This window comes from Streptomyces atratus (genome assembly GCF_040655115.1).
Taxonomy (GTDB): domain Bacteria; phylum Actinomycetota; class Actinomycetes; order Streptomycetales; family Streptomycetaceae; genus Streptomyces; species Streptomyces atratus_D.
Genome location: NZ_JBFAJH010000004.1, coordinates 156,601 through 175,928 on the forward strand (window position 1 = coordinate 156,601; position 19,328 = coordinate 175,928).

At 72.6% G+C, this 19,328-nt stretch carries 16 protein-coding genes and 4 pseudogenes; 10 read left to right on the forward strand and 10 right to left on the reverse strand.

The genetic code is table 11. The features are described 5' to 3' along the window. Nucleotides 1–287 precede the first annotated feature (287 nt). Genes AB0I23_RS07560 through panD form a run of 3 tightly spaced genes read right to left on the reverse strand, consistent with a single transcriptional unit; the run spans nt 288 to nt 1,728 of the window. The gene (locus AB0I23_RS07560; protein WP_359107760.1) at nt 288–926 is read right to left on the reverse strand and encodes an aspartate/glutamate racemase family protein; all 639 of its coding nucleotides are present in this window, start codon (nt 924–926) and stop codon (nt 288–290) included. Beyond that, nucleotides 926–1,279: a GNAT family N-acetyltransferase gene (locus tag AB0I23_RS07565; RefSeq protein WP_359107762.1), complete on the reverse strand. Its 354-nt coding sequence runs from the start codon at nt 1,277–1,279 to the stop codon at nt 926–928. The genes AB0I23_RS07560 and AB0I23_RS07565 overlap by 1 nt, the downstream gene beginning before the upstream one ends. 23 nt (nt 1,280–1,302) lie before the next feature. Continuing rightward, nucleotides 1,303–1,728, reverse strand: coding sequence for an aspartate 1-decarboxylase (panD, locus tag AB0I23_RS07570; protein WP_359107763.1), 426 nt, complete (start codon nt 1,726–1,728; stop codon nt 1,303–1,305). Between the two features lie 98 nt (nt 1,729–1,826). Here panD and AB0I23_RS07575 point away from each other — a divergent pair, with 98 nt between their 5' ends. Continuing rightward, entirely contained in the window at nt 1,827–2,090 is a 264-nt protein-coding gene (locus AB0I23_RS07575; RefSeq protein ID WP_359107764.1) for a hypothetical protein, read from the forward strand. Between the two features lie 382 nt (nt 2,091–2,472). Next, nucleotides 2,473–3,147 (forward strand): HdeD family acid-resistance protein, encoded by a 675-nt coding sequence (locus AB0I23_RS07580; RefSeq protein ID WP_359107766.1) that lies wholly within the window; start codon nt 2,473–2,475, stop codon nt 3,145–3,147. Nucleotides 3,148–3,455: 308 nt separating this feature from the next. Here AB0I23_RS07580 and AB0I23_RS07585 read toward each other — a convergent pair whose 3' ends face one another. The 3 genes and pseudogenes from AB0I23_RS07585 to AB0I23_RS07595 all read right to left on the reverse strand — a co-directional run bounded on the left by AB0I23_RS07585 (nt 3,456) and on the right by AB0I23_RS07595 (nt 6,601). After that, nucleotides 3,456–4,448 carry a diacylglycerol/lipid kinase family protein gene (locus tag AB0I23_RS07585; RefSeq protein WP_436846890.1) on the reverse strand — a complete coding sequence of 331 codons (993 nt, stop codon included), beginning with the start codon at nt 4,446–4,448 and terminating at the stop codon, nt 3,456–3,458. Nucleotides 4,449–4,653: 205 nt separating this feature from the next. Next, a pseudogene (locus tag AB0I23_RS07590) lies at nt 4,654–5,700 on the reverse strand (NAD(P)-dependent alcohol dehydrogenase). Between the two features lie 22 nt (nt 5,701–5,722). Beyond that, the gene (locus tag AB0I23_RS07595) at nt 5,723–6,601 is read right to left on the reverse strand and encodes a cytochrome P450 (protein WP_359107768.1); all 879 of its coding nucleotides are present in this window, start codon (nt 6,599–6,601) and stop codon (nt 5,723–5,725) included. Nucleotides 6,602–6,624: 23 nt separating this feature from the next. Here AB0I23_RS07595 and AB0I23_RS07600 point away from each other — a divergent pair. The 3 genes and pseudogenes from AB0I23_RS07600 to AB0I23_RS07610 all read left to right on the forward strand — a co-directional run. Next, nucleotides 6,625–7,437: pseudogene (locus AB0I23_RS07600) on the forward strand (lysylphosphatidylglycerol synthase transmembrane domain-containing protein); the annotation flags it as partial. A gap of 28 nt (nt 7,438–7,465) precedes the next feature. Beyond that, nucleotides 7,466–7,673, forward strand: a pseudogene (locus tag AB0I23_RS07605) (FAD-dependent oxidoreductase); the annotation flags it as partial. Next, the gene (locus tag AB0I23_RS07610) at nt 7,628–7,786 is read left to right on the forward strand and encodes a hypothetical protein (RefSeq protein WP_359107770.1); all 159 of its coding nucleotides are present in this window, start codon (nt 7,628–7,630) and stop codon (nt 7,784–7,786) included. The pseudogene AB0I23_RS07605 and the gene AB0I23_RS07610, both read left to right, overlap by 46 nt. 60 nt (nt 7,787–7,846) lie before the next feature. Here AB0I23_RS07610 and AB0I23_RS07615 read toward each other — a convergent pair whose 3' ends face one another. Beyond that, entirely contained in the window at nt 7,847–8,050 is a 204-nt protein-coding gene (locus AB0I23_RS07615; RefSeq protein WP_359107772.1) for a hypothetical protein, read from the reverse strand. Nucleotides 8,051–8,090: 40 nt separating this feature from the next. Continuing rightward, nucleotides 8,091–8,387, reverse strand: coding sequence for a GAP family protein (locus AB0I23_RS07620; protein ID WP_359108024.1), 297 nt, complete (start codon nt 8,385–8,387; stop codon nt 8,091–8,093). A 215-nt stretch (nt 8,388–8,602) separates the two neighbouring features. On the opposite strand from AB0I23_RS07620, the pseudogene AB0I23_RS07625 reads away from it, so the two are divergent. The 4 genes and pseudogenes from AB0I23_RS07625 to AB0I23_RS07640 form a co-directional block, all read left to right on the forward strand. Next, a pseudogene (locus tag AB0I23_RS07625) lies at nt 8,603–8,883 on the forward strand (globin); the annotation flags it as partial. A gap of 160 nt (nt 8,884–9,043) precedes the next feature. Further along, complete coding sequence (locus tag AB0I23_RS07630) at nt 9,044–12,361, forward strand: FtsX-like permease family protein (RefSeq protein WP_359107774.1); 3,318 nt, start codon at nt 9,044–9,046, stop codon at nt 12,359–12,361. Nucleotide 12,362: 1 nt separating this feature from the next. Beyond that, nucleotides 12,363–15,122, forward strand: a complete 2,760-nt coding sequence (locus AB0I23_RS07635) for an FtsX-like permease family protein (RefSeq protein WP_359107776.1) — start codon at nt 12,363–12,365, stop codon at nt 15,120–15,122. 217 nt (nt 15,123–15,339) lie between these two features. Beyond that, complete coding sequence (locus AB0I23_RS07640) at nt 15,340–16,296, forward strand: ABC transporter ATP-binding protein (RefSeq protein WP_359107778.1); 957 nt, start codon at nt 15,340–15,342, stop codon at nt 16,294–16,296. Between the two features lie 45 nt (nt 16,297–16,341). On the opposite strand, the gene AB0I23_RS07645 is transcribed toward AB0I23_RS07640, so the two are convergent. Both AB0I23_RS07645 and AB0I23_RS07650 read right to left on the reverse strand, forming a co-directional pair. After that, a complete protein-coding gene (locus AB0I23_RS07645) occupies nt 16,342–16,491 on the reverse strand; it encodes a hypothetical protein (RefSeq protein ID WP_436846891.1) in 150 nt (49 codons plus the stop codon). A 140-nt stretch (nt 16,492–16,631) separates the two neighbouring features. Further along, nucleotides 16,632–17,609: an ArsR/SmtB family transcription factor gene (locus AB0I23_RS07650; protein ID WP_359108026.1), complete on the reverse strand. Its 978-nt coding sequence runs from the start codon at nt 17,607–17,609 to the stop codon at nt 16,632–16,634. Nucleotides 17,610–17,880: 271 nt separating this feature from the next. Between AB0I23_RS07650 and AB0I23_RS07655 the strand changes: the two genes are divergently transcribed. Continuing rightward, nucleotides 17,881–18,867, forward strand: a complete 987-nt coding sequence (locus AB0I23_RS07655; RefSeq protein ID WP_359107780.1) for a hypothetical protein — start codon at nt 17,881–17,883, stop codon at nt 18,865–18,867. The last annotated feature ends 461 nt before the right edge of the window (nt 18,868–19,328 follow it).

Sequence of the window (19,328 nt, forward strand, 5' to 3'; positions counted from 1 at the left end):
GGTTCGGGGTTGGGCGACGGCGGCTGGGGAATCGGGTCCGGCGAAGGACCGGGTGGCACCGGACCGGGAACAGGCGGGGCAGGCGTCGGCTCCGGCAGCGGCGAGGGCGGTCCGGGCGGAGGTCCGGGCGTCGGCGCGGGCGGCACGGGGTCGGGATACGGGTTGGTCATCTCGGGCTCCAAAAGTGCGGCGGCTCTCCTGTCCACCGTCTCCCGGAGCAGCTGCCCGCGCCTGCCGAGAGCATACGTACGGGTTCCGTGCCACCGGACGAGAACCCGTACGGCGGCTCAGTGCGCGGCCGCGGCCGCGGCGGCAAGCCCGGGCCGGGGGCTGGAGAGGACCGGGATCCGCGTGACCGTCCGGGTGACGGCGTCGGCCATGGACGCCTGGGCCAGCACGATCACATCGGCGTCCGTCACCCGGTCGGCGGCAGTCGCCACCAGCTCCAGATAGCCGTCGCGGTCGCCGGCTTCGAACCGCGCCCATGCCCCCTCGATCAGCACCGTACGGACGTCCGCGGCCCGATCACCCGCCTCCTCGGCCAGCAGGGCCAGGGTCGGTGCCAGGGTGTCCGCAAGCGCGGCAAGTACGACGACGCGGCCGCGGCCGCGGCCGACGGCGTCCGCCGCCATCGGCCGGTCGACCCGCAGGACAGGGACGCCGAGCGCCGCCGCGGCGGACTCGGCGACCCCACCGATCGTCGAACAGGTACAGAGCACGGCGCTCGCGCCTTCTGCGACGGCGCCCGCGAGCAGGGCCTGGATCTGCCCCTGCACCGCTTCGGGCCCCGCCTCCCGGGCTCGGACGAGCAGATCCTCGTACACGAGGTGGCGCAGGGCGAGACCGGGGTGATCGGTGTCGCGCAGCTCCTCGAAGACCGGGACGTGGACCGGGGAGGTGTGCAGAAGCGCGAGTGTCCCGGGCATCAGGACAGCTCCGGGTGGGTCTTCAGCTGTTCCTTCGCCCGCTCCACCAGCTCGGCCGGGGCCACGGGGGCCTGGTCGGGGTGGTTCCGGGCCCACTTCGCCGCGTACGGGCAGAGCGGGACGACAGGCACGCCGTCCCGGTCCGCCATGGCGTAGAACTCCTGGACCAGGGCTCCGGCGTAACCCTTGCCCCTGTGCTCCGGTTCGACGACGGTGTGCACGGCCACGAGCGCCGCGGGTGTGCCGTCCATCACGAAGTACGCGATGACGCCGGCGGCCACGTCGTCGACGAGGCCGAGCAGATTGCCGTTCTCCCGGTCGTCGAAGAATTCGAGCGCGCTGTTCTCAGCCATCACGGGGGCTCCCTGGGGTGGACTCAGTTGGTGGCGGGCACGGCGTGCGGGCTCCGCTCGGTGGCGGTGCCCGACACGGGTGCGGAGGCGTCGGCCCCGAGCGCGACGATCCGGTTGTCCGCGTCGACATGGACGATGCTCGGGGTCAGCGTGCGGGCCTCGGCGTCGTCGACCTGCGCGTAGCTGATCAGGATCACGAGGTCACCGGGGTGGACGAGGTGGGCGGCTGCGCCATTGATACCGATGACGCCGGAGCCGCGTTCGCCCTCGATGACATACGTCTCCAGTCGGGCACCGTTGTCGATGTCGACGATGTGCACCAGCTCGCCGGGCAGCAGATCCGCGGCCTCCATCAGCGCGACATCCACGGTGACGGAACCGACGTAGTGCAGGTCGGCCTGGGTCACGGTGGCGCGGTGGATCTTGGACTTGAACATGGTACGAAACACGGAGAAACTCCCGTTTTGTCTGCTCCCTGCCTGCTTTGCAGGTCAAGGGCGGTATCCGGAGACTACATCGCTTCGTAGCCTGAGTCAGCTGCCGCCAGATGTTTGAGGACTCACACTGGCCCGGTACTGACAAAGGCGTACCGCCCCGGGCCATCGCCGAGGCGATCGGCAGGGGCCTCGGCCTGCCAGCCGTGTCCGTCGCTCCCTCGGCGGCCGAGGAACACTTCGGGTGGCTCGCCCTCCCCTTCGGTCTCGACGTACAGGCGTCCAGCACCCGCACCCAGGAACTGCTCGGATGGCACCCGACACACCAGGGCCTCATCGAGGAGCTCAACAACGGCCACTACTCCAACGGAAATTGATCGACTCGGTGGTTGCCACAGCGGTCGTGTCCCGAACCCCCAGCGTCTCGCACAGGGCGTGCCGGGCGCCGGCCATGGCTGGGTGTCGGCGATGCCACCTGTTCCTCGTCGCTCAACCCGGCGCACGTCGGGGTTGCCGCCATGGCCAGAACGGGAAGACGATCTGGCCCGAACAACTCATCGAGTGTCCCAGCGGACCGGGAACGTTCTTGTCGCCGTCGGTTACATCAGCCCTGAGCTCGGGACCAACGGACGAACCTCACCATTGCCCGCAGCGGATCACGGCCGCAAGCTCCGTCTCCGCCGAGCAACACGGAGCCGATCGGGTGACGATGGACGTGCACTGACGTGACCACGCTGCTCCAAGAAGGAGGCAGACGTCATGACATCCCCTTCCGAGTCCCCAGGTCCCGCTCCCCCGCGCAGCACCGAGCCACAGGACACGCCCCTGGCCGAAGGCATGGCCTTCCTGGCGAACATGGGCTGGCAGATCCTGCTCACCATGGGCCTGGCCACCACCGCCCTGGGCGTCATCGCCCTGGTCTGGCCGGGCGCAACGCTGCGGGTCCTCGGCGTGCTCTTCGGCGTCTATCTGCTGGCAACCGGCGTTTTCGAGCTGGCCGGCGCCTTTGGCACACACGTGCCCCGGCATCTTCGGGTGATGCACTTCCTCACAGGCGCGCTCTCCATCCTGCTGGGGTTGATCTGCTTCCGGGGCGCCATGGAGTCGATTCTGCTGCTCGCCCTGTGGATCGGCTTCAGCTGGCTGCTGCGCGGCACCCTGGAGACGGCCGCGGCGGCCTCCGCCCAGGACATGCCGGCCCGAGGCTGGCACGTGGCCTTCGGGATCATCAGCGCTCTGGCGGGCATCGTGCTGATCGTCTCGCCGTTCGCCTCGATCGCGGCACTCACCCTGGTGGTGGGCGTCATGGCCATCGTCCTGGGGCTGACCGAGGTGGTCCGGGCCATCATGATGCGCGTCGAAGTCGGCCGTCTCGCTCCGGCCCCCACCGCTCAGCGACGCCCCCTGTTCCACCGTCCGCACGCCCAGCACTGATCACCGGAGCCGGATCGGCCGGCCACCGGCGAACAGCGAAAAGCCGCCCGCCCCGACGGGCAGGGATCTCGGCCGGCTCCGACGCCGCACGGCCGCGAAGCGAACGCACTGCGACCGTGGAACAACGATCGCTCCGGCGTCCGCCGCCCGCTCCGCACCACTCCGGATCACCGCCGTCCACCACGATCGCGACTGATCCCGCATCTGCCCGGTCCGTCTGAAACTTACTGCGCCTCGCCCGCCAGGGCCGCGCGCTGTGTGCACACGTGGTGGCCGGGGAGTCTGCGCTCTGCCCGGTTCGGCTTCGGTCAGCCGGTATGACGGTCGTGAACGGTTCGCCCGACAGCCGAGGCCAACCGCCGGATGGTGCCCCAGCTGGGCGGCCGCCCGGCGGGCGCGGCGCCCGGCCGATGGCGGGGAACCCGTACCCGTAGGGTTCGGGGACTGATCCGGCACCGCACGGGATTGGGCAGGGTGACGGCTTCACCGTCCAGCCCGACGGGGACGACCGGGACGTCGGCATCGACGACAACCTCCTCAGAGGTGGCCAGATTGGTCAGGCCGTGCGTCTGCCCACCTCGCAGCCGGGCGGCCGTCTCGGCGGGCGTCTCCGCCCTGGCGGCCAGTACGCCCAGGAGCCCGGAGTCCAGCTGCGCACGTCTGCCGAGCCCGGCCGGGTCATCGACCCGGTAGGGGTTGTTGCTCACCAGCACGGCATCCGGCCGGTCCGCCGTGAGCAGCCCGGCGTGTACCACCAGCTCCGGGCCCTCGTGGCGGGCCAGGAATTCCGGGAGGATCCGCACCACGGTGCCGATCTTGTCGTCCCGATAGGCAGGGTCCTGCACGAGAGCGGCATAGGCACCGAACGACACATTGTTGACGAACACTCGCTCGCCGGCGAACCCGAGATCCACACACAGCTCGACGCCGTCCGTGAGGGCGTCCAGCGCGGCCGAAGGGTCCTCACGGTCCAGGCCGAGGTCCATCGCGAAGTGGTTGCGCGTACCGGCCGGAATGACCACGAAAGGAAGACCCCTCTCTGCGGCAACCCCGGCGACAAGTGCCTGCGTGCCGTCCCCCCCGGCCACCCCCAGCAGATCCGCACCGTCATCCACCGCGCGTCGGGCGACAGTCGCGAGGTCCTGGGGCCGGGAAGGATCGAGCAGGAGAACCTGAGCCCCCAAGGCACGGGCGTTTTCCGCGATCCTGAACCGGCTCGCCTTCCCTCCTCCCGAACGGGGATTCACGATCAGAAACGGCCGCCGCGCAGCTGTCACCGGTCGGAACGCGTTCTCGGTCATGGCAAGCACCGACAGGCCGCGTTCGTCAGCCCGGCGCACGTCACAGTCCCCGGCACCGACACACCTGCCGTCACCACGCCCGCTGCTGACTGTGCCGTCCGCCACCGGCCCGGTCCAGCGATCACACCGGCCACCGCCTCCATGACGTCTCCTCCGAAAGTTACGGCCCACGGCACCAGCCCGGTCGTCACCTTGATGACAGTACTCACGGGTGGGGGGTGATGACGGCACGGCCTTGGATCTTGCCGTCTTGCAGGAGCTGGTATGCCTCGTTGGCGCGTTCCAAGGGGAAGTGCTCGACCAACATCTTGATCTTTTGCTGCTGTGGCGAGGGTGATCACTTCCATCAGTTCGGGAAGGAAGCCCCAGTAGGGCGAGGCGACCGAGCACTCGTGCGGCGGGCTCGAGAAGTTGACGGGCAGGGCTCCGCCTCCGAGACCGACGATGGTCAGGTGGCCGAGCACCCTGGCCACCTGAGCAGCCATGCGCAGAGTCGGGTCTATGCCGACCATGTCCAGCACGAGCTGAGCGCCCTGCTGCCCCGTCATGTCCTTGATGCGCGTGACCGCCTCCTCGCCCGAGAGCAGCACCTCGTCCGCGCCCATGCGCTTGGCGGTTTCCAGCTTGCCGGCATCGGTGTCCACGGCGACGACGGTGGTCGCCGCGCTGAGCGCTCGCACCATCTGGACGGCCATCTGGCCCAGACCGCCCGCCCCGATCACCACCGCGGTCGAGCCCGGCCCCAGCAGGTGCAGCGATCGCTTGACGGCGTGATAGCTGGTCAGCCCCGCGTCGCTGAGCGGGGCGGCCTGGCGGGGGTCGAGGGTGCCCAGCGGGATCAGAAATCGCGCCGCCGGGACCAGCAGGTACTCCGCCATTCCGCCGTCGTGACCGCCTCCCAGGCCCCCGCCCCGACCACTGACCTTCTGGCAGTAGTTCTCCCGGCCCTCCCGGCAGTTGGCGCACACCCCACAGCCCCAGGGACCGTAGATCATCACAGGGTCTCCGGGCGCGAAACCGGTGACACCCGGTCCCAGCCTCTCCACCCATCCCGCATTCTCATGGCCGAGCGTGAAGGGCAGTTCCGTGGCGAACCCGGGTGGTGGTCCTGTGCCTCCATGATGTGCAGATCCGAGTGGCACGCACCGGCACCCCCGACCTTCACCAGGACCTGCCCCGGCCCGGGCCCGGGCACCGGCACCTCGCGCAGCTCGGGCGGTTGCTGCCATCCGACCAGTTGAAAAGCTCGCATAGCGATCCTTTAGCACGCCGATTCAGTCGCGGATCCCGTCGATGTCGACCAGGACGTGGCGCGGGCCGCGGAAGATCTGGTTGTGGCGGTACGGCGGTGGGTCCTCTACGAGCCGGGGGTTTTCCACCCGACGGACGAACTCGCCGACCGCGACCTGGACCTCGAGCCGCGCGAGCGGAGCGCCGAAGCAGAAGTGGATGCCCTGGCTGAATCCGAGGTGCTGGTTGTCCCGGCGTTCAAGGTCAAGCTCGTCGGGGTTGGCGAACCGCTTCGGGTCGCGGTTCGCCGAGCCGTACGCCAGGAAGATCGGCGCGCCCTTCGGGATGGTGGTGCCCGCGATGTCGATGTCTTCCACGGCGGAGCGGGTGTGCCAGAACTGGACCGACGACTCGAAGCGCAGCAACTCCTCGACCCCGGGCACGATCAGCTCGGGCCGGCGGCGCAGCTTCTCGAGCGCGTCGGGGTGCCGCAGCAGGGTGAGCACGCTGTGGGCGATGAGATTGACCGTGGTTTCATGCCCGGCGAAGATCAGGAGCAAGGCATTGCTCACGAGCACGCCCTTGGACATCCCGCCCTCCGGGCCGTCCTCGTTCACCATCGCCGAGAGCATGCCCGGGCCGGGCTGCCGGTCGTACCGGTCGAGCAGCTCAGCTGTGAACTGCCCGAACTCCTTCACGGCCCGGCGCCCCCCGGCCAGTCGGCTCTGCATCTCATCGGAGGCAGCCTCGGGGCCGAAGTCCAAAGCGTCCAGGGCCGTCTCGATCCAGCTGTGGAAGCGTGGCTCGTCTTCCAGCGGCACGCCCAGGACCTTGCAGATCACGGTCACCGGCAGGGGGTAGGCGAACTCGTCGACGGCATCGATCCGGGACTTTCCCTGCATGTCGTCCAGAAGGCCGTCCACGATGCGGCAACGCCAACTGGTGGTGGGTGCTCGCCGTACTGCCCGTCACCTTCATTTCCCAGGCGTTCTCGACCTGCCTGCAATTGGGCACCATTCCGGCCAGGCTGCCATTCGGCCCTACGTACGAGGTGCAGTTCGCCAGTTCGTTCCTGAACCGGATCACCCCGAGCAACGTCGGCGGCATGGCGCTCAACCTGCGCTACCTGCAGAAGACGGGGATCGAGACCGGGGCCGCCACGGCCTCCGTCGGGCTGCAGAGTCTGGCCGGCGCCGTCTCCAACGCCGTGCTCGCCGCCGGGTTCTTCGCCTGGGCCGGACGGCACCACTCCGGAGTGCACCTGCACCTGCCCGCAGGCCGGTATGTGCTGCCGGCCATCGCCCTGGCCCTCGCGGCCGGGGGTCTGCTCGGTGTCACCCCACCCGGCCGGCGGTTCCTGCGCGAGAAGGTGTGGCCGTTCCTGCGCGCGGCCTCGTCGACCCTGACCGGAATCGCGTCCGACCCCGCCAAGCTGGCCCTCCTCGTCACCGGCGCGCTCGGTCTGCCCCTCATCCAGGTCGTCGGACTCGCACTGAGCGTGCGCGCGTTCGGCGGCGAGCTTCCCTTCGTCCAGGCCGGTGCCGTCTACATGGCGGCACGCCTCGTCGCCAACGCGGCTCCCGTCCCCGGCGGACTGGGCGCCCTCGAAGCCGGCCTCATCGCCGGTCTGACCGCGCTCGGCGTGGCAGCCGGCGCAGCCACCTCGGCCGTGCTCGTCTACCGGCTGCTCACGTTCTGGCTGAACGTCCCGCTGGGCGCCCTGGCCCTGGGCCTCGTGCAGCGCAAGGGCTACGTCTGACGCTGCTGCCGTTGTCGCCGGTGCCTCGCTGGCCGGCCTGCGTGCGGCGGGGACCCTGCGCAACCGGGGCTTCACCGGGTCCCTCACCCTGATCGGCGACGAGCCGTACGATCGGCCGCCGTTGTCCAAACAGGTGCTGCTGGGGCTGGAGAACGCCGGGGAAACCGCGCTGCCGCGAGAGCAGGGCCGAATGGTGTGTCGGCGTGACCGCCACGGGGCTGACCAAGCCGGCGCGTCCTGCGAACTGCTGGCGAAACTGCTCCACGCCTACGCCGCCGAACCCGAGGCGGCCACCGTCGATGTGCTCCTGTGCGGGATCGACGAGCAGGAGCGCAACCGCAGTCCTTGAAGAAGGACCCCATGCCGCGGGCGAGCTGTCGGGCCACGTATCGAACCTTCCGAGCGCAAGTCAGTGATCACGCACCCGCGTCTGCGCAGCGGGCGGAAGGCCCGGGATCCTGCGGCTGTCCGCGTGCCTGTCGAGCGCGGCGAAGTGTCCGTTCCCGGGCAGCTGCCCCAGTTCGCTGATGACCGGGCGCGAGGAGCGGTACAGGAGCAGAAGCAGGGAGACGCCGATGCCGATGAAGAGGCCGGGCAACGTGTCGAAGGCCATCACCCCGAGCATCGCCGCGACCGCGGCGATGAAATCGGGCCTACGGCGACGCCGTAGGCCTGGCCGAGTGGCACTGTCCGCCCTCAACCCGAAGAACCTGCTGCTCGTGATCGTCGCGGCGACGATCGCGCGCACCCGGCTGCCCCTGCTCGCTCGGGCCCGCGCCGCCGGAGACGAGCAGCACGATCGTGCCGACCAGGGCCAGGCCCAGGACCCGTCCCAGGAGCAGCGCCGGCCCGTTGGAGCGCGCCCTGGGTGTTCCGGGCATCAGCACCACACCGACGATCGGGAACGGGCTCAGCGCCACTCCGACGCCATAGGACAGAATCTGACCGATCGCCTCGCATGTCGGCTCGGCGCCCTCGCAGCCCGTGAGGAAGGACTCACGACTCGGGCGAAATGCCGGAGCGAATCAAACCTTCCGGGGCGGAAGCTGGGGACGCAGCCCCGGGCTGGGTCACTTCCCTCGCGGCCCGGGCCGGGACGCAGCCGGCCCGGCGGGCGGCACGCGCAGCGTCAGGAAGCGCGAGCGCATCGGCCCGCGGGCGCCGGGTCGTGCGGGCGATGTATCCCGAGGAGGACCTCGGTCCGGCCGAGGAGCGGCTGGCGCTGTTCCTCATGCAGTACGGGGGCGGTCCGACGACGTACAGCGTGAACCGCGGCCATCCCCGGCTGCGCATGCGGCACGCCCCCTTCGTGGTCGACCGGCCGCGCACGACCCGTGGCTGCGGCACACGCGGATCGCCGTCGAGGAGCTCGGCCTGTCCGAGGAGCACAGGACGGCGCCGTGGAGCTACCTGACGTACGCGGCGGCGTCGATGATCAACGCGCCGGAGTCTGCGCTCCACAGCGCGGATTCCGGTCGTAGAACTCCGATTTCCGGTCACAATCCGATCAAGCCCGCTTCAACATCGCTGACCCCACCGCATCCGGTCTGACAAAATCACCGGGAGTTCTGGGCACCAGTGACAACAGAGGCTTGGGGGAAGCCGGGTGACGGCGTACGGGGGGCGTTTCAGGGTGCGGTCGGGGCGTGCCACGCTCGTCCTGGCGAGGGCGCAGGCGCATCGCCCGCTGATCATCGCTGCGCTCGTCACGGTCCTGCTGACCACGTCCGTGCTGGCGGCCCTGGCCGCCTACTCGACCGCGATCGGCGACGCGGCCCTGCGCCACTCGCTGGCCGAGCCGCGCAACGCCGCCGATGCCGCGCTGGTCGTCAAGGCCGAGGTGGCGGCGGCCGATCGTCGCCGGGCCGCCGACACCGCCGTACGCGACGGAGCACGCCGTACCTTCGACGGGCTGCCGGTGACCGTGCGGACACTGGTGCGCTCCGGCCCGTACGCCCTGCCCGCAACCACTCACGCCGGAACCGCCCGGGCCACAGCCAACCGGCCCGGCGACAAGCCCGACCTCACGCACTTCGCGGCGCTCGACTCCACGCAGGTGCGGCTCAGCGAGGGGCGCCTGCCTCGCGCGGGCACGCCGGACGTCGAGGTGGCGATGCCCGAAACCGCCGCGCGGCGGCTGCGGCTGGCACCGGGCGCCCGCCTCACCGTCACCGACCGGCTCGACGGGCCGCCCGTGCGGATCCTCGTCACCGGCGTGTACCGGCCCGCCGAGCCGGCCTCCCCCTACTGGCTGCTGGACGAACTGAGCGGTCGGGGCGTACGGAAGGCCAGTTTCACCACCTACGGCCCCCTGCTGACGGCGCCCTCCGTCGTCACCGGCGGCCGGGTGAGCGCCGGCCGGTCGGCGTGGCTCGCCTCCGCCGACTTCGCCAGCCTCACCGCCGACCGCATCGACGCCCTGCGCACCTCCGCGCGCACCGGGCCGGCCGCCCTGCTCAAGCTGCCCACCGGGGACGACAGCAAGGGCGGGACGACCGCGAGCACCGCTCTCCCCGAGGTCCTCGACCGGGTCGAGCGCTCCCTGCTCGTCTCCCGCTCCACCCTCCTGATCGTCGCCCTCCAACTCGCCCTGCTCGCGGCCTGCGCGCTGCTGCTCGTGGCCCGACTGCTCGCCGCCGAACGCACCGGCGAGACCCGGCTGCTGCGCGCACGCGGCGCCTCCCGCGCCGTCCTCGCCGGTCTCGCCGCCCGGGAGGCGCTGCTGCTGGCCGGGCCCGCGCTGCTGATCGCCCCGCTGCTGGCAGGCCCGCTGACCCGGCTGCTGGCCGGGCAGGGGGCGCTGGCCCAGCTCGGACTGGAGCTGGAAGTGCCGGCCGGCGGAGGGCTCGGGGTGTGGCTGACGGCGGCCGGCGTGGCGCTGGGGTGCGCGCTGGCGGTGACCCTGCCGGCGGTCGCGTCGACCGGGTTCCGCACGTCCCGCGCCCGCGCCCTGCCCGCTCCTTTGCGGGCCGGGGCGGACCTGGGGCTGGTGGCGGTGGCCGGGGTCGCCTACTGGCAGCTGAACCGCCGCACGTCGGGCGCGGTGAGCGCGGACACGACCGGCGCCCTGGGCATCGACCCGCTGCTGGTCGCCGCGCCCGCCCTCGCGCTGCTGGCCGGCGCGGTTCTGACGCTGCGTCTGCTGCCGTCGGCCGCCCGGCTCGCCGAGCGCCGGGCGACGGGCGGGCGGGGGCTGGCCGCGGCGCTGGCCGGCTGGCAGCTCAGCCGCCGCCCGGGGCGCGGCGCCGGTCCCCTGCTGCTGCTCGTCCTGGCCGTCGCGCTCGGCGTACTGGCGATCGGCCAGGGCTCCTCCTGGGAGCGCTCGCAGAACGACCAGGCCGACTTCGCGGCGGGCGCACCGGTGCGGGTCCTGGGCGCGGGCGAAGGCGAGCTCGGCCGTACGCAGGATTACGCGGCCGTGCCCCATGTGCGCGAGGCCGCCCCCGCCGTGCGGACGACCGTGCCGCTGTCCGGCGACCACACGGCGACGGTGCTGGCGCTGGACACCGCGCACGCGGCGGACACCGTCCTGCTGCGCCCCGACCTGGCGCCCGCCCCGACGGATCGGCTGCTGGCGGGGCTGGGTCCGTCGGGTAAGTCGGCGGGGGCGCGCGTGCCCGCCGGGGCGACCCGGCTGACGCTGACGGCGACCCTGCTCGGTTCGGTGCGGGACACGGAGACCGCGGCGACCGTGACCCAGACGCTGGAGGACGACCACGGCGTCCCGTACCCGTTGCCGTCCGGTCGCCTCCCCGTCGACGGGCGCCCGCACCAACTGTCCGTCGAACTGCCGAGCAACCACGGCCCGTTGACGTTCACCGGGGTGGAGCTCGTGCTGCCCGTGCCGTCCCCCCACGCCGAACAGCACACCCTGACCCTCGACGCCCTGACCGCGACGACCGCCGCCGGCACGGCACAGCGGGTGCCCCTGCCGACGTCCTGGACGGCGGCCTCCGACACCGACGAGCAGGCCTCGGCCGACCCCGGAACCTCGCCGACCCGCCCGCGCGTCCGCGCCGCCGCGCACCCGGCCGTGGTGTACGGCACGGGCTACGTCCCGTCCGACCAGTCCTGGCTCAGCCCGTCACTGACGCTGCGCATGCAGGTGCCACAGCCCAGGACCACCGCGGTGGCCGCCCTCGCCACCGACCGCTTCCTCGCCTCCGCCGGCGCCCGCCCCGGTCAGACGATGGACATCGCCTTCAAGGGACAAATCGTGCCCCTGCGGATCGTGCGCGCCGTACGGCAACTGCCGACGGCCCAGGGCGAGGAGGGAGACGGTGACGGCGGCGCGGTGCTCGTCGATCTGCACGCCGTGAACCGGGTCCTCCAGGCGCGCTACGGGGCCGCCCTCGCGCCCACCGAGTGGTGGCTGCGGCCGGACTCGCCCTCGGACAGCGCGGGCATCGCCACCGCTCTGCGCGCCCGGCCCGACCTCGATCCCGGGCAGATCGTCGTGCGTGACGAGATCGCCGCCGAGCTGCGCGACGACCCGTTCGGGGCGGGCCCGCAGGCCGCGTTCACCGCGGTGGCCGGGGCGGCGACGGTGCTGGCCGCGCTCGGGTTCGCGGTGAGCGCGGCAGGGGCGCTGCGGGAGCGGAACGCCGAGTTCGCGGTCCTGCGTGCCCTGGGTGCCCCACGCCGCCGGCTGGCCCGTGCCGTCGCCGCCGAGCACGGCGTCCTGGTCGCGCTGGCGCTGGCCGTGGGCACGGGCCTGGGCATCGCCCTGACCCGAGCGGTGCTGCCGCTCATCGTCCTGACCGGCGAGGCCACCCGTCCGGTGCCGGATCTGCTGGTGGAACTACCACCGCTGCGGGTGGCCGCGCTGCTGGCGGCCGTGGCCGCCGTCCCGGTCGTCGTCGTGGCGCTGCTGGCGGTGCGACAGGCCGATCCGGTGCAGGTGCTGCGGGAGGGGACTGAGTGACATGGTGATCCCGTTCAGGCGCGTGAACCGTGCCACCGCCCCCTGGGTCCGCACCCGTCTGCGGTCGGCCCCCGGTGCCGCTCTCGCCCTCGCGCTGCTGGTGGCGGTGACCGCCTGCCTGGCCGCCGCGTTCCCGCGCGCGCTGGAGCGGTACGAGGACGCGGGCCTGCGCCAGTCCGTCGAAAAGGTGCCCCACTCCCGGAGCGTCGTCCGTCTGTCCGCCCCGGCGCCCCTGCCGAACCTGCCGCAGGACCAGCGCGAGCAGGCACTGCGCCCCGCCACCGTGAAGCGCCAGTACGCCAGCATCCTCGGCACGGTCCGGCGCCCCTTCGTCCCCGACGCCGGCCAGTCGTCGTACGGCGTGGCCACGAACGTCGACCAGGAGGTGCCCGAGCCCTGGCTGCCCCGGCCGAGCGGGCTGCCCGCCCGGGTCGCCCTCGTCGCGCAGGCAGGCCTGGCCGACCACGCCCGGCTGAGCGAAGGCCGTCTGCCACGCGCGTCCGGCACGGTCACCGCGACGACGCCCGAGGTGGAGGCGGCGGTCAGCGCGGACACCGCCAGAACCCTGCGTATCAAGGTCGGGTCGGTCCTGCATGTCCCCGGCGCGGGTCGGGACGCGCTCGCCGTCCGGGTCACCGGCATCGTCGCCCCGCGCGACCGGGACGGCGCCTACTGGGCGACGGACACCCTGCTGCGCACGCCCGCGCTGACGCGGGTATCGCCCAACGACCCGGAATCGCCCCAGTACTGGCTCGGCGCCCTGCTGCTGCCGTCCGAGGCCGCCCCCGCGATTCTGGGCACCGAGGGGCGGCCCTACCGCTACTGGCGGCTGGCCCCCGCCCCGAACACCCTGCACCACCGTGACCTGGGCGCGCTCAAGTCCGCGCTCGCCGCCCTGGTGTCGGGTCCCAGCCTTCAGCAGGTGCGCACGGCCACCGACCCACTCACGGACGCCGACACCGACCTCGACGACGTGCTCGCCTCCTACTCCCGTCTGCACTCCGGCGTCTCCGCGCTGATCTTGGTCGCGGCGTTCGGCAGCGGTACGGTCGCCGTCGTCGTCCTGGCGATGGCGGGCGGCCTGGCCGCCGACCGCCGCCGCACCGAACTGGCCCTGCTGCGCGCCCGCGGCGCCTCGCTGCCGGGCCTCGCCGCGCGCCTGTTCGCGGAGACGGCGGTGGTCGCCGTCCCGGCCGGGGCGCTCGGCCTGGCCGTGGCGGTGCGGGCCCTCCCCGGCGCCCAGGCCCTGCCCGCCGTACTGGCCGCCCTCGCGGTCACGGCCGTCGCCTGCGCCGCCCTCCCCCTGCGCGCGGCGGCCGCCCACCGGCTCGTCCGCATCCCCGCGCTCCGCCAGGACGTGACGTCCGTACGACCGTCCCGGCGACGTACGGTCGCGGAGCTGACGCTGGTGGCGGTGGCCGCCGCCGCGGTGGTGACCCTGCGTCGGCAGGGCACGTCCGGCGGGTCCGGCGATCAGCTGATCTCGGCGGCGCCCGTGCTGGTGGGGGTGATCGCCGCGCTGCTGCTGGTCCGCCTCTACCCCCTTCCCCTGCGTGGCATGGCCGGCCCGGCCGGGCGGCTGCGCGGTGTGGTGAGCCATCTGTCCCTGGCCCGGGCCGGCCGCAGTTCCGCGTCCGCGGTGCTGCCGCTGCTCGCCCTGCTCACCGCCCTCACCACGGCCTCGTTCGGCGGCTCGGTCCTGGCGGGCATCCGCGAGGCCCGGGACCACTCGGCGCTCCTCGCCGTCGGGGCCGACGTCCGGCTGGAGGCGATGGTGGATTCCCTGCCTGCGGGGCTGACCGACCGGGTGCGCCGGGTCTCCGGCGTGCGGGACGTGGCGGCGGCGAGCATCGCGTACCGGGCGGAGCCGAACGACGGGCGCCAGGCGGTGCCAGTGGTGGGCGTGGATCCCGGCGGCTACGCGGAGCTGACGAGGCGGACGGGGCTCGGTGCCTTCTCCGAAGGAGTGTTGAAGAAGGGCCGGGGCGACCTGGGGGCCGGCGCCGTGCTGCCCGCCGTGGCCTCCCCGAGCGTGGCGGACGCCCACGGCTCGGCTCCGTTCGCCGTCAGCATGGAGGACGGCAGCAGTGTCACCGTCCGCATCGTCCTCGTCCGGGACATCACTCCGGCCGTGCTGGGCGCCGACTTCCTGGTGGTGGACCGCGCCGGCCTCAGCGCCGCGGCGGCCAGGCCGACGACGCTGCTGGTGACGGGCCCGGAAGCGGACGGCCGTGCCCTGCGCGAGGCGGCCGGGGACGCGGTGTCGGTCGGCCTCCGCGCCGACGAGAGAGCCCAGTACGTCGACTCCCCCCTCCAGTCCGGCGTGGAGCACCTCTACACGGCGGCGGTGGCGGCAGGTGCCGGCTACGCCGTGCTCGCGCTGCTCCTGTCACTCCTGCGCGCCGCTCCCGAGCGCATCGCGCTGCTCGCCCGCCTCCGCACGATGGGCCTCACCCGTCCGCAGGGCCGCCGCCTGCTCGTCCTGGAGTCCCTGCCCCAGGCCGTGCTCGCCGCGGCGGGCGGCGTCCTGACCGGCTGGGCCGCGATCCGCCTGCTCTCCCCCGGCATGGACCTGACCGCAGTGGCCCTACCGCCCTCGGTCGCTCCCCTGGAGCAGACCCCGCTGCACACCGACGCCTGGTCGCTGACGGTGCCGGCGCTGGCCGTGGTGGCGGTGACGGTGGGAATCGCCGGCGTACAGGCGTGGTGGGCGGGGAGAAGAGGAGCGGTGCGGGAGTTGAGAGCAGGTGACACGAGGTGAGGAGCGCAGCGCACCCCGTCCCCGGCGGCCCCGGCAACAGAGCCCGGCGGCCTCGGCGCCTCCGGTCACGGCACCAGACCCCAGGGGCTCCGGTGGCTCCGGCCCCAGACCTTGTCGGCCTCGGCGGCCCCGGCCCCCACCCTGGCGGCCCTCGCCCGCACGCGGCAGCCCCGGCGCGCACCCGGCCGGCCGCGGCCCCCATTGACCAAGGAGCCCGATGACGACGAATCCCACCCTCGCCGAACTGGCAGACAAGGCGACCGCCACCCGCGCTCGGCCCGCCTACGGCCACGACGCCCTCATCACCTGCGACCGTCTGGTCCGTATCTTCTCGGCGGACGGCGTGGAGGTGCAGGCCCTCCAGGGCCTCGACCTGCTCGTCCGCGAGGGCGAACTCATGGCCCTGGTGGGCGCCTCGGGCAGCGGCAAGTCCACCCTGATGAACATCCTGGCCGGCCTGGACACCCCCACCGCCGGGGCGGCCCGGGTGGCCGGCCACGACCTGCTGGCCATGACCGCGAAGGACCGCCTGCACTACCGGCGCAAGGTGGTCGGCTTTATCTGGCAGCAGACCTCCCGCAACCTGCTGCCGTATCTCACCGCGGCCCAGAACGTCGCCCTGCCCCTCCAGCTGGCGGGCGGGCGACGCCGCTCCCGGGCCCGCACCGAACGTGCCCTGGAACTGATGGAGTTGCTCCAGGTCGCCGACTGCCGGGACCGCCGCCCACATGAGATGTCCGGCGGTCAGCAGCAGCGGGTCGCGATCGCCGTGGCCCTCGCCTGCGACCCGGCGGTGCTGCTCGCCGACGAACCCACCGGCGAGCTCGACTCCCACACCGCCCAGCAGATCTTCGCCGCCTTCCGCACGGCGAACGAGAAGCTGGGCACCACAATCGTCATCGTCACCCATGACCGCGCCGTGGCCACCGAGGTCCGCCGCACGGTCGCCATCCGCGACGGCCGCACCTCCACGGAGGTCCTGCGCCGCAGCGAGGTCGACGAGACCACCGGCCATGAGACGCTGGTGGCCCGCGAGTACGCGATGCTCGACCGGGTCGGCCGCCTCCAGCTGCCCGCCGAGTACACGAGGGCGCTGGGTATGCGCGACCGGGTGGCACTGGATCTGGAGGAGGACCACATCACCGTATGGCCGGACGACAGCGAGCACAGCTGATCGCTGGCCGTGACCGAACAGCAGGTGCGCGGGCCGCTCGCCACATCAACGCGCCTTGGCGGCCGGGTCGACGGTGAACCCGTCGGTCTCGACCGGCACGTCGTCCTCTCCACCCCCGGCCGGCTCGGCCCGGTGCACGGCGGCCCGCAGCCGGGCCGGCACGTCGGCGTCCGGGCAGGCGGCAATCGCCGGCAACGACGCCGAACTCGGCTCCGAGGTCCCGGATCTGCTGGTCGGTCTCGGCCTCGACCCCGCCGCGGCAGTCGCCGGACATGCGGTTCACGGTGCGGCCGGGCACATGGACAACTGCCTCTCCTTCACCGCGGCTTCGCCGTTCAGCCGCGACCGCCCAGCAGCGCCTGTCCGAGGGGTGTCAGGGTGTGCAGCACCGCCATGCCGGTCCGTGCCGTGTCGATCAGACCCGCTCCGCGCAGTACGGCGGCATGTTGGCTGGCGGCCGCCAGGGAGACGCCGACGCGCTCCGCGAGGCCTGACGTCGTTGCGGGGACGCGGAGTTGGTCGAGAACCGTCGCGCGGGTGCGGCCGAGCAGGGCGCCCAGCGTGTCCGAAGCCGCGACCGGCGCGTCGCCGTGCCGCATGGGGTAGACGAGGACCGTCGACGCCCGCGGCCGGTACATGACGCCCGGGACGATCGCGAACCACGAGGGCACGAGCAGCAACCCGCGCCCGCACAGCGGGATGTCGTACGACGACGGCGACGGAATGTGGAGGGTGGGTGCCCGCCAGAGCCAGCTCTCGCCCAGGGTGGTGAGCAGCGCGTCCACGCCCCCGCGCATCAGCATCTCGGAGCGCAGGGCGCGGTCCGTCAGGGCGTCGGCGCGGATTCTCGCCCACAGCGGTCCGACGGCCGTGTCGAAATAGCGCCGGGCGTCCTTGGCCAGCGCGCGACGTGCTCCGTCCGAACCGGCCGCGAGTTCACGCGCGTAGGTTCCGGGCCGGGTCATGCCGCCGTTCCAGCCCGGCTCGGCGGCGAGCCCCAGGTCGGTGGCGAGCCGTTCGGACGGCGTCTCCGAGGCCAGTCGGAGCGCGGTGTCGAGATCGCAGGATTCCGGCTGGAGGAAGAAGTCCGGTACGAAACGGTCGGGTTGGAGCAGCTCACGCAGGACGCCGGCACGCCGGGCCGCCTCCGCGCCGAAGGTACGGCGCCACTCCCCCACATCCGGCGCGACCCGCACGCCGGGCGCCCGTCCGGCCCGGAGGCAGCTTGCGCTGAGCGCGGTCTCCCACAGCGCGTTGGGCGCGGACGCGAACGTGATCCGACCGAGGTCGTCGGCGGTGAAGTGAAGGCGCATCACGCGAACCGATTATCCGTTCGCCACACCCTTTTCACCAGGGGTGAAAGGGTGTGCGGTCGGTCAGGCGCGCGGGCGACGCTGAACCCTGCCGGGCCGCACGGGGGGCCCGGCACTCCGCCTCGTCGATCCGCTCCGGGCTCAACGCTCGTTCCTGCCCGCCCGATCGGGGCCGCACGCCGGGCCCCCCCGAGGGCCCGGGCCTCGTCCCCGTCGGGGCCGGAAGCTCGGCGCTTGGCCCCCTCGTCACCTCATTGAAAGGCCGATCCGCATGCGTGGACGCACATTCCGCCTCACCTCTGCCGCCGTGTTCACCACCCTGCTGGCCGGTGTCACCGCCATACCGGCACCTGCGGCGGCCAGGGACCTGCCCGACACCTACGTGGTCTCGCGCGCCCCCGGTGTGCTGCCCGAGGGGATCGACGTCGGCCGGGACGGCACCCTGTACGTCTCCTCCGACGGCACCGGCGCGCTGTACCGGGGGCACATCGGCTCCCCGGAACTACGGCCCTTCGAGGCGCGCGGAATCGAGGACCGGCCCAGCACCCTCGGGGTGCACACGGACCGCGGCGGCCGGGTGTTCTCCGTCAGCGGCTCGGAACTGACCGTGCACGACCGGCGGGGACGACTCCTCGTCTCCCGCACCGCCCCGGACGGTCCGCTCGGCGCGCCCCACCTCAACGATCTGGTGATCACTCGGGACGCCGTGTACGTGACGGACTGGGCCAACCCCGTCGTCCTGCGCGCCGAGCTCCACGGCAGCACGCTCGGCCCACTCGAACCCTGGCTCGACATCCGGTCAGCGTTCCCGCAGTTCCCCCCGCAGTTCTGGCTGCTCAACGGTATCGTCGCGGACGAGTCGGGGAGCACGCTGCTCGTCGCCTCGAACGGCACCGAAGCGGTGTGGCGGGTCGACACCACCACCCGGGCTGTGAACGCTCTCGACCTGGGCGAGGCCTCCTTCGGCCCCGACGGAATGGTCCTGCACGGACGCACGCTGTACGCAGTACTCAACTATGGGGCTCCCCACGGTGTGTACATCGCGCGGCTGAATGAGGAGCTCACTGCCGGAACGGTGACCCATCGGATCACCGACGGCCGCTTCGAGCTCCCGACGACCCTGGCACGCCACAGGTGCCGTCTCTATGTCGTCAACAGTCAGCTGGACGCCGCGCCGGGGCGCCCTCCGTACACGGTGAGCGCCTTGCCCGACCCCGTCTGCGCCACGGGCTCCCCCGCCGCCGAGTCCTCGGACTGAGGCCGTGCCGTCGACGGCGGGACCGGATTCGCTTGCGCCGAGCGGGGCGAACCAGCCGACGACGCCCTCGTCCCTCACCACGTCGCGCGTGGCGGACGACCTCGGCGAGCGGGTCGGGATCCGGACCCACCACGGATCAGCAATCCATGGCCTTCCCCGACGGTGGTCGTACTGCTCGGTCAGCAGGGGGACAGCGCGCGTACCACCCGCAGTCGAAGAATCCGCTGGTCACTCTTCGGCACTTGCCTCAGGCCCCCCTGTCTCGGCGTCGTCTTCCTCACACCGCTGGCTCTGCTGCTGTCCGACCTGGCCTCTCCCTCAGCTGCCGGAGCCCTCGTCGAGGACCGGGCGCTGACAGGTCTCCTCGGGATCGTCATCGCGCCGGCGCGCGGGCTGTTGGTGGTACACGACCACGCGGCGGTCCGAGACAAACGATATTTTCGGGCAGGTTATGCCCGTTG

Coding starts and splice junctions, on each gene's coding strand:
- AB0I23_RS07560 (WP_359107760.1), bottom strand. CDS start 926: ATGCCCGGGACACTCGCGCTTCTGCACACCTCCCCGGTCCACGTCCCG.
- AB0I23_RS07565 (WP_359107762.1), bottom strand. CDS start 1,279: ATGGCTGAGAACAGCGCGCTCGAATTCTTCGACGACCGGGAGAACGGC.
- AB0I23_RS07575 (WP_359107764.1), top strand. CDS start 1,827: ATGTTTGAGGACTCACACTGGCCCGGTACTGACAAAGGCGTACCGCCC.
- AB0I23_RS07580 (WP_359107766.1), top strand. CDS start 2,473: ATGACATCCCCTTCCGAGTCCCCAGGTCCCGCTCCCCCGCGCAGCACC.
- AB0I23_RS07585 (WP_436846890.1), bottom strand. CDS start 4,448: ATGACCGAGAACGCGTTCCGACCGGTGACAGCTGCGCGGCGGCCGTTT.
- AB0I23_RS07610 (WP_359107770.1), top strand. CDS start 7,628: ATGGTGTGTCGGCGTGACCGCCACGGGGCTGACCAAGCCGGCGCGTCC.
- AB0I23_RS07615 (WP_359107772.1), bottom strand. CDS start 8,050: ATGGCCTTCGACACGTTGCCCGGCCTCTTCATCGGCATCGGCGTCTCC.
- AB0I23_RS07635 (WP_359107776.1), top strand. CDS start 12,363: ATGGTGATCCCGTTCAGGCGCGTGAACCGTGCCACCGCCCCCTGGGTC.
- AB0I23_RS07640 (WP_359107778.1), top strand. CDS start 15,340: ATGACGACGAATCCCACCCTCGCCGAACTGGCAGACAAGGCGACCGCC.
- AB0I23_RS07650 (WP_359108026.1), bottom strand. CDS start 17,609: ATGCGCCTTCACTTCACCGCCGACGACCTCGGTCGGATCACGTTCGCG.
- AB0I23_RS07655 (WP_359107780.1), top strand. CDS start 17,881: ATGCGTGGACGCACATTCCGCCTCACCTCTGCCGCCGTGTTCACCACC.